We start from the raw sequence: 12,934 nt of genomic DNA, 5'->3' as shown, positions 1-12,934 counted from the left end.
CGTTGTTCGTCACCGGCGACGAGCGAAAACCTTAACAGAGAAAAACCCGCCAGCCGGTCTTGGCGGCGGGCGGCATGGCCTTACATCATGACCACATCAAACTGTTCCTGGCTGTACAGGGGTTCGATCTGAACCTTGACCTGTTTGCCGACGAAAATCTCCACTTCCGCCAGTGCATGCGACTCGTCGCTTTTCAATGCTTCGCCCACCGCCGGCGAGGCGTAAACCAGGAAGCGGTCGGAATCATAAGCATGGTGTACACGCACGATTTCGCGCATGATTTCATAGCACACGGTTTCCACGGTTTTTACCGACCCGCGGCCGTGACAGGTAGGACACTCGCTACACAACACATGTTCTATGCTCTCACGGGTGCGCTTGCGCGTCATCTCCACCAGTCCCAATTGAGAGAAGCCGCTGATGCCGGTTTTGACCCGATCCTTGCTTAGCGCCTGCTCCAGCGAATGCAGCACGCGACGGCGGTGATCCTCATTCCCCATGTCGATGAAATCGATGATGATGATCCCGCCCAGATTACGCAGCCGCAGCTGACGGGCAATCGCCTGCGTCGCTTCGATATTGGTATTGAAAATGGTTTCGTCCAGATTGCGGTGACCGACAAACGCGCCGGTGTTGATGTCGATGGTGGTCATCGCTTCCGTCTGGTCGATAATCAGGTAGCCGCCGGATTTCAGTTCTACCTTGCGATCCAGCGCCCGCTGAATCTCGTTTTCCACGTCGTACAGGTCGAAAATCGGCTGTTTGCCGCTGTAATGCTCCAGCTTGCTGGTCATTTCCGGGATGTATTCGGCGGTGAATTCCAGCAGCGAGTCGTAGGTCAGCTTTGAATCAACACGGATGCGATCCAGCGACGCGCCGGCGAAATCACGCAGGATGCGATGGGCCAGCGCCAGCTCGCCATACAGTTTGCATTTGGTCTGGTTGCGCTTTTTGCGTTCCATCACCTTGGTCCACAAGCGCTTGAGAAAGGCGGCATCTTGCGCCAGCTCTTCTTCGCCCACGCCCTCGGCGGCGGTACGGATGATAAAGCCGCCCTGCTCGTCGCAGTAATCGGCCACCGTCTTTTTCAGGCGCTCGCGCTCGGCTTCGCTTTCAATACGCTGAGATACCCCGACGTGCGACGCGCCCGGCATGAACACCAGATAACGCGACGGCAGCGTAATATCGGTAGTCAGGCGCGCGCCCTTGGTGCCGAGCGGGTCTTTCACCACCTGGACCATCAGGTCCTGCCCCTGACGCACCAGTTCGGCGATGTCGCGCACATGGAAATTTTTCTGCTCGTCGCCAGCCACGCACTCGGTATGCGGCATGATATCGGACGCGTGCAGAAACGCCGCTTTATCCAGCCCGATATCGACGAACGCCGCCTGCATGCCCGGCAGCACACGGCTGACCCGGCCTTTGTAGATATTGCCGACAATTCCACGCCGGGCTTCCCGCTCGATATGGATTTCCTGCAAAATACCGCCGTCGATATAAGCGACACGCGTCTCTGAAGGGGTAATGTTTACCAGCAACTCAGCGGTCATGGGTTCCTCGTTCTTTACGCCGTGCAGAAAAATGTGTGAACAATTCAAGAGTTTCCACCAATGGCAACCCTACCACGGCGTGATAGCTCCCGAAAATCGATTTAACGAAACATCCGCCCTTTCCCTGAATGCCGTAAGCGCCGGCTTTATCCATCGGCTCGCCGCTGGCGATATATTGCGTAATTTCGTCGTCGGACAGCGTGCGGAATTGCACCTCGGTCACGACCCGCGCCGACACGCTCTCACGACGGTCCGCCAGCGCCAGCGCGGTCATCACCTGATGACGCTGGCCGGACAACGCGCGCAGGATGCGGGCGGCATCTTCTTCATCGCGGGGTTTTTCCAGCACCTGACCGTTCAGCACCACAATGGTATCGGCGCCCAGCACCGGCAAATCCACCGGCGCCGTCGCCACGCCGGCGGCGGCTTTGTCGCACGCCAGACGGCTGACATACTGTTCCGGCGTTTCATCCGGCTGGCGTTGCTCGGCGACATCGATCTTCAAAATATCGAACGAGAGGTCCAGCAACGTCAGCAGTTCGCGGCGACGAGGCGACGCGGACGCCAGATACAGATCGGTCATCTCTTTCCTCTTATCATTTGCTTGTTATTGAACGGCAAACTGGCGGCGAATCTTGCGCATCAGCAGGAACAGCCACGGCCACAATATGCCGTCGACGACACTATTCCAGAAAATTTCCGGCCGTAAAGAGACATTGATCACCAGGAACTCCGCCCAGAACACCAGTAAATCCAGCACCAGCGACAACAGCATGACGATCAGCGCCTGCTGCCACAGCGCCATGTTGCGGAACAACTGGAATTTGAACGCCACCAGATAAGCGATGATGCTCAGCCCCAGCGCCCGTACTCCCAACGTGGAGCCGAGGATCAGGTCGGTGATCATCCCCAGCACAAACCCGGTGCCGACATTGACCCGGTGCGGCAACGCCATCACCCAATAAATCAGGATCAGCGTCAACCAGGAAGGGCGATACATGTAGAGGTCATCCGGCCAGGGCATGATCTGCAGCACCATTGCCACCAGAAAAGAGAGCCAGATGATCCAGTGCCCGTGCCGGCGGTAACTATTCATGGGTTACCTCCCGTCATTGGTTACCTCCCGACGCGCCAGGCGCGGGCGTGGTCCTTTGCTGCGACGGCGCAGCCGGATTGGCGGCTGGCGTCGTGGTATGCCGGGTCGATGTGGCGTTAGCCGGTTTAGACGGCGCCGCATTATTGGTTTTGGCCGGCGCCGTTTTAGCAGGCGGCGCGGGCGGGCCGACAAAGTCAGCCGCCGGTGTGTTTGATGACGGCGCAGGCGGCCCCATTTCCTCTGGCGACGGCAGCACGTGCGGCATCATCTGCATCAGGCGCTCGTTCGCTACCCGGTGCACGTCGTCCGGCGGCAGCGCGGTGCGGGAATTGCTGTCGACGCCCCACATCAGCAACAGATAACGCAGACGTTGCAGCTCAGCGGTAGGACGCGCCTGAATAACGGTGTAAGCGCGCTGGGTGTCCACTTTCACGGACGACACCACCGCCACCGGATACCCTTCCGGGAAACGCCCGCCCAGACCGGAGGTGACCAGCACATCGCCGACCCGAATATCGGTATTGTTGGGCAGATGTTCCAGTTGTAAATCCTCGGTGCAGCCGTTGCCGGCGGCGATAACGCGGATGTCGTTGCGCAGCACCTGAATCGGCAGCGCATGAGACGCATCGCAAATCAACAGCACGCGGCTGGTAAACTGCCCCACCGCGACAACCTGGCCGACCACGCCTTTATCGCTGATGACCGGTTGCCCTTCATACACGCCATTGACGTTGCCTTTGTCGATCACCACCTGATCGCTATAGGGATCGGAACCGGAGGACAGCACCTGCGTGACCATCTTCTGCTCTTCCTGACGCAGCGGCGACCCCAGCAGTTCGCGCAGACGGGCGTTCTCCTGACGAAATTGCCCCAGCAGCAGCAGATCGCTGTTTTTCAGCAGCAGTTCCTGACGCAGGGCGGTATTTTCCCGCTCCAGCTGTTCACGGGAGGTCAGATTGGCGGACAGGTTATCCAGCATGGCGCGCGGGCCATTCGCCAGAAAATAGAACGGGCTGACGGCGGTATCCATGTACGTTCTGATTTTGACAAACGTACCGAGCCGACTGTCAGCAAAAATAATGACAATTGCGGTAATAACTGCAAGAAAAAGGCGCAGTTGCAGGGAAGGGCCCCGGCTAAAAATCGGCTTCATAAAATTGCGTATTCCTCGACAATAAAAAAGGGGGCTACCACGCGGGATGAATACGGCAGGCTTTCATCCATGCGATCGGTCCCCCTTCTTTGTTCTGGCCGGATTATTCTTCGCTGAACAAATCGCCGCCATGCATGTCGATCATTTCCAACGCCTTACCACCGCCACGCGCTACGCAGGTCAGCGGATCTTCCGCCACCACGACCGGAATGCCGGTTTCTTCCATCAGCAGGCGATCGAGGTTGCGCAACAGCGCGCCGCCGCCGGTCAATACCATGCCGCGTTCAGAAATATCGGACGCCAGTTCCGGCGGGCACTGCTCCAGTGCGACCATCACGGCGCTGACGATACCGGTCAGCGGTTCCTGCAGCGCTTCCAGGATTTCATTGGAGTTGAGGTTGAAACCGCGCGGCACGCCCTCAGCCAGATTACGACCGCGCACTTCGATTTCGCGCACTTCGTCGCCCGGATAGGCGGAACCGATTTCGTGTTTGATACGCTCAGCGGTCGCTTCACCAATCAGGGAGCCGTAGTTACGACGAACATAGTTGATGATGGCTTCGTCGAAACGGTCGCCGCCGATACGTACCGAGGAGGAGTACACCACGCCGTTCAGGGAGATCACCGCCACTTCCGTGGTACCGCCGCCGATATCCACTACCATGGAGCCGGTCGCTTCGGATACCGGCAAACCGGCGCCGATCGCAGCCGCCATCGGCTCTTCGATCAGGAACACTTCACGGGCGCCTGCGCCCTGAGCGGATTCGCGGATCGCACGGCGTTCAACCTGGGTAGCGCCGACCGGCACACACACCAGCACGCGCGGACTCGGACGCATGAAGCTGTTGCTGTGCACCTGCTTGATGAAGTGCTGCAGCATTTTTTCGGTGACGAAGAAGTCGGCGATCACGCCGTCCTTCATCGGACGAATGGCGGCGATATTACCCGGCGTACGGCCCAACATCTGTTTGGCCTCGTGACCGACGGCGGCCACGCTTTTCGGGGAACCGGCACGATCCTGGCGAATAGCCACCACGGAAGGCTCATTCAGTACAATGCCTTGTCCTTTTACGTAAATCAGGGTATTGGCGGTACCCAGGTCGATGGACAAGTCGTTGGAAAACATGCCACGAAATTTCTTAAACATAACTAAAGGATAATCCTGCAAGCTGGGGGCGGAAATGAAATCCGCTTACTGTACCAACCACACGCAACAGCGACAAGGCGCTAACCGGCTCTGCTACGGTGAAAAAATGATGTTTGCGCAAATTGCCATGATAATAAATGCCTGCAGAACAGCGATCCTTCTGGCAGCGGCTGGGATTGTCGCGAGCTGTCCCCGAAAATTGCGCGAACCACCGACATAAAATCTAACATTTTCGTGCGCGCCGCCCCGTTCAGCAAACCGGTCAGCTACGCTATGGCGCCGATATTCTACGCTAATTTGTTCGGATTTTGACATCAAACATACGTGCGCGGTGAATATTTTTTCAGCGTGTTGCCGACGGGCTCGGAAGCGGCGAACAGATCGCCCTGACCGCCGCAAACGCCTTTATCCAGCAACGTCTGCCACTCTTCGCGCGTACGCACGCCGGCGGCGAACACCTGGGCGTGCGTCCCCTTACAGGCCTCGGTCAGACTACTGACGAACAGCTGGTTCTCCGGTCGCTTATCCAGGCTGCGCACCAGCCCCGGGTGCAGCTTGATCACCTCCACCCTCAGCGACTTGATATAGGCGGTGCTGACCAGCGTCAGCCCGGCCTGCGTCACCGCCAGCCGGCAGCCCAGACCGGTGATCATGGCAAGTATCGGTCGCAAACGGCCGATATATTGACACACATCCGCTTCAGCAAGTTCAAACAATAATCGCTCGCGCTGCCTTTTCGGACACTGGAGCAACGTTTCGCGCAGCCAGCGCAGGAACGGCCGCTGCAACAGCGAATCCACCGTAATCGGTAAAGCCAGTACCGAATCCTGCCAACTGACCGTCAGGGCAATCACCCGGTTGATCAACTGACGGTCATAACCGGAAGTCAGGCCAAGCTGACGCACCAGCGGCATGTACTCCGCCTCCAGCAATTCCTGGGTGCCATCATAAATTCGGCTAAACATTTCCCGGTGATGCAACTCGCCGTCGCGGGTAATCGCCGGTTTCTGATACAAACGCGGCCCGCCGCGCAACAGGGTATGTTCCAGCAGCGTGCGCCACTTCACGCTGCCGCGGCCTTTTTCCGGCACCCGCCGGTCATAAACGCACCAGCCGTTGCCGCCCTGCAATACGGCGTTGCGGGTGGCATCTTCCACGCTTTCCATCACCTGTTCGGTGGTCTGCCCGCCGTGATAGGCGCTGATGCCGATGTGCAAAATGTCTTCCCGATCGATCAGCGGCGTAACCGGCAGAATATCGATCGCTTTCACCAGTTGGCTGGCGATGCTGTCCGCTTCTTTCAGGGTGCGGTGCGGCAACAGCACCGTAAAATCACTGTGGTAGTAACGCGCCAGCAGCGCGGAGGGGTAGCGTAAGACAAACGTGGACAGCAGGTTGATCAGGGTATTGCGATACTCTTCGAGCACGCCGCCGTAGCCGTGCGTTTCCTGCAGGGTGTCAAAATCCGGCAGGCGGATCATCATCACCACGCCGTGCGTGCCGACGTCTTCCGGATCTTCCAGTTGCGTGGCGAGCTGATTTTCAAAAAACAGCCGGTTATTCAGGCCGGTTTGCGCATCCTGCGCCGCGAACGAGCGGATCAGCGTATCCACCCGACTGCGCGCTTCGCGCGCTTCCGCCAGATCCAGCAGCAACTGGTCCAGCGCGCCGCTGGCCGTCGCCGGCCATTCGTGTACCGAACCGTGCATCACGGTGTCGCGCTCGCCCGCCAGAATGCGTCGGGCTCGCTTCTCCAACTGTTCCTGTCCGGCCATTTGACGTCGTAGCCAGCGCACGCCATGAAACACGGTCACCGCGATCAGCAAAATCACCAGCACGATGGACAAGGCGGATTTGAGATAACGCGGTATGCCGAACAGCGGGTCGACGTAGGTTACGTTTACCCGCACGTCAGTATGGTGCAGCAGCGATAAACGGGTGTGACGATAGAGCAGCGCCCGATCCTCGCCGTCAGACAACATTTCCGGCAAACGTAATAAATAGAGGCTTTCGTGACCGTCGCGAATCTCCAGCTCCACGATTCCGGCCGCTTTCATCACCGCCGGCAACCAGAACTGGATACTGCCGGGCGGCTGCACCAGCAGCGCCTGATCAATACTCGCCGCCACCGCCCTGAGCTGGTGCTCCATCCGTTGCTGGCTATAACACACAAAACTGAAAATGCTGCTGGCCAACATTAGCACTACGGCCAATGTCGTTAGCATCGTCATCAATATCGATATTCTGGCAGTCAACCCCATCCCTGCGCCTAACTCCGTATCAAAGAATTGAAAAGTGCTTTCATGAGATACTTTGTGTGTTCTTTGCGATTTATCAGTTCGCATACTACCCGTTACAAATATAGTCCTTAAATGATTTACCTCTATTTTTGTCCCCGATAAGGAGGATTTTTATGCGCGCTTTAGTGCTCAGGCAACAAGACGGTCTGACTTTGGCCGATGTCAGCACCATTGAACCGTCACAATTACCTGATGGCGATGTCACCGTCGACGTCGACTGGTCCGGCATCAACTATAAGGATGCGCTGGCTATCACCGGTAAAGGGAAGATCATTCGTCAATTCCCGATGGTGCCGGGTATCGATTTTGCCGGAACCGTTCACCACAGCGACCATCCCGACTTCCAGGCCGGGCAGCCCGTAGTACTGACCGGATGGGGCGTGGGAGAAAATCACTGGGGCGGGCTGGCGGAACAGGCGCGGGTGCGGGCCGACTGGCTGGTGCCGTTGCCGCAGGGACTCACGCCGCGTCAGGCGATGATCCTCGGCACCGCCGGTTTCACCGCCATGCTGTGCGTCATGGCGCTGGAAGAAGGCGGGGTGACCCCGGCGAGCGGCGAGGTGGTGGTCAGCGGCGCCAGCGGCGGCGTCGGCAGTACCGCCGTCGCGCTGTTGCACGCGCTGGGTTATCAGGTTACGGCGATCAGCGGCCGGACGGACAACAGCGCCTATCTGCAGCAACTTGGCGCTCATCAGGTGTTGGATCGCAAGGAGTTCGCCACTGCCGGTCGTCCGCTGGAAAAACAACGCTGGGCAGGCGCCATCGACACGGTGGGCGATCAGGTGCTGGCGACGCTGCTGACCCAAATGCATTACGGCGCGACCGTCGCGGCATGCGGGCTGGCGGGCGGCGTATCGCTGCCCGCCACGGTGATGCCGTTTATTCTGCGCAATGTGCGCCTGCAAGGGGTCGACTCGGTGATGACGCCACGCGCGCGGCGTCAGGAAGCCTGGCGTCGTCTGGCCACGCTGCTGCCGGCGTCCTTCTATGAACAGGTTACGCAGGAAATTACGCTGGAGCAGGTTCCCGCCACCGCCGCTGCACTGCTGGAAAACCGGGTTACCGGCCGTACGCTGGTGCGCGTCGGCGCTGCGGATTAGCCCTGTTTCAGGACGGGCCGGCAACGGCCTGTCCTCTTCTCCTTTTGCAACAACCGCCAGAATGAACAACTGGAACACCCAGCAGAATGTAACATCCGGTATAATGCAACATCCGGTATAATGCAACATCCGGTATAATGTAACACCCGGTAAAAAAAGAACGTTTCCCCGGCACATTATTTCACCGCATACTGACCACATCGCCATCACGTTCAGGGCGAGCATTTAACCCGAATCCCCCAGCCAGACATCAATAATCAAAAGCGGGAGTTCACCATGCCCAGACATCGCAAACTGACCGACGCCGATGTGACGCCGGAATCCCTGTTCCACCAACGCCGAACCGTCCTCAAGGCGCTGGGTCTTACCGCCGCCACGCTGAGCCTGTCGTCCGGCGCGCGCGCCGACCTGCTCAACTGGTTCCAGGGCAAGCAGGCGCCTGTCGCCCCGCCCGGTAAGCCGCTGACGTTCAGTCAGCCGCCGCAGTGGCGCCCGGATCTGGCGTTAACGCCGGAAGACAAAGTAACCGGCTACAACAACTTCTACGAATTCGGTCTGGACAAGGCCGACCCTGCCGCCAACGCGGGCGGTCTCAAGACCGAGGGCTGGAAAGTCCGGATTGACGGCGAAGTCGCCAAACCCATGACGCTGGATATCGACGACATTCGTCGCCGTTTCGCGCTGGAAGAACGCATCTACCGTTTTCGCTGCGTCGAAGCCTGGTCGATGGTGATCCCGTGGGTCGGCGTTGAACTGTCGCAATTGATAAAACTGGCCGAACCAACCAGCGACGCCCGTTATGTCGCCTTTCAGACGCTCTATGACCCAGCGCAGATGCCCGGTCAGAAAGACAGTTTCGTGGGCGGCGGCCTGGACTATCCCTACGTCGAAGGGTTACGCCTGGACGAAGCCATGCACCCGCTGACGTTGCTGGCGGTCGGCGTATACGGCAAAACGCTGCCGCCGCAAAACGGCGCGCCGATACGGCTGGTTACGCCGTGGAAATACGGCTTCAAGAACATCAAATCCATCGTGCATATCCGGCTGACCCGACAGCAACCGCCGTCCACCTGGAACCTGTCCGCGCCCAACGAGTACGGGTTTTACGCCAACGTCAATCCGAACGTCGACCATCCGCGCTGGTCACAGGCCAGCGAACGGGTGATCGGCTCCGGCGGATTGTTGAACGTTCAGCGCCAGCCGACGCTGCTGTTCAACGGTTATGCCGACCAGGTCGCCTCGCTGTATCAGGGGCTGGATTTACGGGCGAATTACTGATCGCCGCAGGGTTTACTCCATATGGCCCGGGACTCACAGGAATGCTCAATGCACAGGAAAACGTCCGCATGCGTTTAACCGCCCGACACATCACAGCCCTGAAAGTGGTGCTGCATCTGGCGGCGTTCCTGCCGCTGGCATGGCTGGTATTCGCCGTCAATCAGGGCGCGTTCAGCGCCGATCCGGCAAAAGATATCCAGCATTTTACCGGCCGAATGGCGCTTAAACTGCTGCTGGCGACGCTGATGGTGACGCCGCTGGCGCGCTACGGCAAACAGCCATTGCTGATCCGTTGTCGCCGCCTGCTGGGGCTGTGGTGTTTTGCCTGGGCCAGCCTGCACCTGCTTAGCTACACCTTGCTGGAGTTGGGGGCCAATCATCTCGATCTGTTGGGAAAAGAGATTTTCCTGCGACCTTACCTGACGCTCGGTATGGCGAGCTGGCTAATCCTGCTGGCGCTGACGGCGACCTCCACCCAATCGGCGCAGCGAAAACTGGGAGCTCGCTGGCAAAAGCTGCATAATCTCATTTATCTGGTCGCGATCCTCGCCCCGGTTCATTATCTTTGGTCGGTCAAATCGCTGTCGCCATTGCCAATCATTTACGCGTCAGTTGCCGTCATCTTGCTGCTTTTTCGCTACAAGAAATTGCGTCAGTGGCGTCGTTAATCGCGAATATCGGCGTAAATCAGGCGGCGTTCTCCGTGAAATTTCGTAAAAATTTGTCAATGACGACGTGGCAACTCCGGAGATAAGACCAGTATTTCGCTGCCAACTGCTACGATATGGCTATAATGTTCAAACCTTGCGGGTGAAAACGGATATTTTCGCCCGGCAAAGGGTGACAAACGGATAGCTTCGCGTTATGTTGTGCGCCACTGAGCCAATCGAGGGAGATAGCAGCACAATGGCAGACAAGTTTCACATTTTGCTCCTTAACGGTCCAAACCTGAATCTGCTGGGCACCCGTGAGCCGGACAAATACGGCCATACGACGCTGGCGGAGATTGTGAGCCGACTGGAGCAGGATGCGGCAGCGCTAAACGTGCAGCTTTCCCACCTGCAGTCGAATGCGGAACATGAGCTGATTGACCGTATCCATCAGGCCAGAGGAAACACCGATTTCATTCTGATTAACCCGGCAGCCTTTACCCACACCAGTGTGGCGCTGCGGGATGCCCTGCTGGCGGTCGCCATCCCGTTTATCGAGATCCATCTGACCAACGTGTACGCGCGTGAACCCTTCCGCCATCACTCCTACCTGTCCGACGTGTCGGCCGGGGTGATCTGCGGTCTGGGGGCAGACGGATACCATTATGGTTTACAGACGGCGGTCAAACGCCTGTCAACGTCCAATTAACCGTTTCCAATAAACAAGAGTACGGAACCACATTCATGGATATTCGTAAAATCAAGAAGCTGATCGAACTGGTTGAAGAATCCGGCATCGCCGAACTGGAAATCTCCGAAGGCGAAGAGTCAGTACGCATCAGTCGCGCTCCGGCGCCGGGTAGCTACCCCATTATGCAACAGGCCTACGCACCGATGCCGCAGGTCGCTCCGGCCGCCGCCCCGGTTGCTGCGCCCGCCGCCGCTGCAGAAGCCGCGCCGGCCGCCATCAGCGGTCACGTCGTGCGCTCGCCGATGGTCGGCACCTTCTACCGTACGCCGAGCCCGGACGCCAAAGCCTTCGTGGAAGTCGGCCAGCAGGTAAAAGTGGGCGATACCCTGTGCATCGTTGAAGCAATGAAAATGATGAACCAGATCGAAGCGGACAAAGCAGGCGTGGTGAAAGCCATTCTGGTTGAAAGCGGCCAGCCGGTTGAATTTGACGAGCCACTGGTTGTCATCGAATAACGAGGCTTACCATGCTAGATAAAATTGTCATCGCCAACCGCGGTGAGATTGCTCTGCGCATTTTGCGTGCCTGTAAAGAACTGGGCATCAAAACCGTCGCCGTGCACTCCACAGCGGACCGCGACCTGAAACACGTATTGCTGGCGGACGAAACCGTGTGCATCGGCCCGGCGCAGTCTGCGAAAAGCTACCTGAATATTCCGGCGATCATTTCTGCGGCGGAAATCACCGGCGCGGTGGCGATCCACCCCGGTTACGGTTTCCTGTCCGAAAACGCCGACTTCGCCGAGCAGGTTGAGCGCTCCGGCTTCATTTTCATCGGTCCGCGCGCCGACACCATTCGCCTGATGGGCGACAAAGTGTCCGCCATCAGCGCCATGAAAAAAGCCGGTGTTCCCTGTGTGCCGGGCTCTGACGGCCCGTTGGGCGACGACATGGATAAGAACCGCGCTATCGGTAAGCGCATCGGTTATCCGGTCATTATCAAAGCCTCCGGCGGCGGCGGCGGTCGCGGTATGCGTGTGGTACGCAGCGAGAAAGAGCTGGAGCAATCCATCGCCATGACCCGCGCGGAAGCAAAAGCGGCGTTCAACAACGACATGGTCTACATGGAAAAATATCTGGAAAATCCGCGTCACGTGGAGATCCAGGTATTGGCAGACGGCCAGGGCAACGCCATCTATCTGGCTGAGCGCGACTGCTCCATGCAGCGCCGCCACCAGAAAGTGGTCGAAGAAGCGCCGGCGCCGGGCATCACCGCCGATCTGCGTCGCTATATCGGCGATCGCTGCGCCAAAGCCTGTGTGGACATCGGCTACCGTGGCGCCGGTACGTTTGAGTTCCTGTTCGAAAACGGCGAGTTCTACTTTATCGAGATGAACACCCGTATTCAGGTAGAACACCCGGTGACGGAAATGATTACCGGCGTCGACCTGATCAAAGAACAGCTGCGCATCGCCGCTGGTCAGCCGTTGTCCATCAAGCAGAGCGAAGTGCAGGTGCGCGGCCATGCGGTGGAATGCCGTATCAACGCGGAAGACCCGAACACCTTCCTGCCGAGCCCTGGCAAGATCACCCGCTTCCACGCGCCGGGTGGTTTTGGCGTGCGCTGGGAATCGCACATTTACGCGGGCTACACCGTGCCGCCGCACTACGATTCCATGATCGGCAAGCTGATCACCTACGGTGAAAGCCGCGACATCGCTATTTCCCGTATGAAGAACGCACTGGCGGAACTGATCATTGATGGCATCAAGACCAATGTGGAATTGCAGATGCGCATCATGTCCGACGAAAACTTCCAGCATGGTGGCACCAACATCCACTATCTGGAAAAGAAACTCGGCCTGCAGTAATCTCCCGCACCGATGAAACGGGCCGGCCATGCCGGCCCGCTTTTATTTCCGCGCCGCCCGCCTCTTTCTGGCTCGATGCATCGATTTTTCGCTGGGCAA

12 protein-coding genes are annotated in these 12,934 nt (G+C 58.4%); 6 read left to right on the top strand and 6 right to left on the bottom strand.

The window, feature by feature from the left end:
- Positions 1-80 precede the first annotated feature (80 nt).
- From rng to csrD, 6 genes are all read right to left on the bottom strand, one after another.
- Positions 81-1,550 carry a ribonuclease G gene (gene rng / locus CVE23_RS01495; protein WP_038663199.1) on the bottom strand — a complete coding sequence of 490 codons (1,470 nt, stop codon included), beginning with the start codon at positions 1,548-1,550 and terminating at the stop codon, positions 81-83.
- Positions 1,540-2,133, bottom strand: a complete 594-nt coding sequence (locus tag CVE23_RS01490; protein ID WP_038917548.1) for a Maf family protein — start codon at positions 2,131-2,133, stop codon at positions 1,540-1,542. The genes rng and CVE23_RS01490 overlap by 11 nt, the downstream gene beginning before the upstream one ends.
- A gap of 24 nt (positions 2,134-2,157) precedes the next feature.
- Positions 2,158-2,646: a rod shape-determining protein MreD gene (mreD, locus tag CVE23_RS01485; protein ID WP_033570505.1), complete on the bottom strand. Its 489-nt coding sequence runs from the start codon at positions 2,644-2,646 to the stop codon at positions 2,158-2,160.
- A gap of 13 nt (positions 2,647-2,659) precedes the next feature.
- Positions 2,660-3,799, bottom strand: a complete 1,140-nt coding sequence (gene mreC, locus CVE23_RS01480) for a rod shape-determining protein MreC (protein WP_049854032.1) — start codon at positions 3,797-3,799, stop codon at positions 2,660-2,662.
- A gap of 103 nt (positions 3,800-3,902) precedes the next feature.
- On the bottom strand, positions 3,903-4,946 hold the full coding sequence (gene mreB, locus CVE23_RS01475) for a rod shape-determining protein MreB (RefSeq protein WP_012883014.1): 1,044 nt from the start codon (positions 4,944-4,946) through the stop codon (positions 3,903-3,905).
- A gap of 314 nt (positions 4,947-5,260) precedes the next feature.
- Positions 5,261-7,207, bottom strand: coding sequence for an RNase E specificity factor CsrD (csrD, locus tag CVE23_RS01470; protein WP_038917545.1), 1,947 nt, complete (start codon positions 7,205-7,207; stop codon positions 5,261-5,263).
- A 152-nt stretch (positions 7,208-7,359) separates the two neighbouring features.
- On the opposite strand from csrD, the gene acuI reads away from it, so the two are divergent.
- From acuI to accC, 6 genes are all read left to right on the top strand, one after another.
- Positions 7,360-8,346 (top strand): acrylyl-CoA reductase (NADPH), encoded by a 987-nt coding sequence (gene acuI / locus CVE23_RS01465; protein ID WP_100848720.1) that lies wholly within the window; start codon positions 7,360-7,362, stop codon positions 8,344-8,346.
- A 276-nt stretch (positions 8,347-8,622) separates the two neighbouring features.
- Positions 8,623-9,624, top strand: coding sequence for a protein-methionine-sulfoxide reductase catalytic subunit MsrP (msrP, locus tag CVE23_RS01460; RefSeq protein ID WP_100848719.1), 1,002 nt, complete (start codon positions 8,623-8,625; stop codon positions 9,622-9,624).
- A 68-nt stretch (positions 9,625-9,692) separates the two neighbouring features.
- Positions 9,693-10,292 (top strand): protein-methionine-sulfoxide reductase heme-binding subunit MsrQ, encoded by a 600-nt coding sequence (gene msrQ, locus CVE23_RS01455; protein WP_049854035.1) that lies wholly within the window; start codon positions 9,693-9,695, stop codon positions 10,290-10,292.
- Positions 10,293-10,530: 238 nt separating this feature from the next.
- Complete coding sequence (gene aroQ / locus CVE23_RS01450) at positions 10,531-10,983, top strand: type II 3-dehydroquinate dehydratase (protein WP_029456545.1); 453 nt, start codon at positions 10,531-10,533, stop codon at positions 10,981-10,983.
- A gap of 35 nt (positions 10,984-11,018) precedes the next feature.
- Positions 11,019-11,480 carry an acetyl-CoA carboxylase biotin carboxyl carrier protein gene (gene accB / locus CVE23_RS01445; protein WP_038917541.1) on the top strand — a complete coding sequence of 154 codons (462 nt, stop codon included), beginning with the start codon at positions 11,019-11,021 and terminating at the stop codon, positions 11,478-11,480.
- 11 nt (positions 11,481-11,491) lie between these two features.
- Entirely contained in the window at positions 11,492-12,835 is a 1,344-nt protein-coding gene (gene accC / locus CVE23_RS01440) for an acetyl-CoA carboxylase biotin carboxylase subunit (protein ID WP_038917540.1), read from the top strand.
- Positions 12,836-12,934 lie beyond the last annotated feature (99 nt).

Source organism: Dickeya fangzhongdai (genome assembly GCF_002812485.1).
Taxonomy (GTDB): Bacteria; Pseudomonadota; Gammaproteobacteria; order Enterobacterales; family Enterobacteriaceae; genus Dickeya; species Dickeya fangzhongdai.
This window is presented reverse-complemented; position numbering and strand designations above follow the sequence as displayed.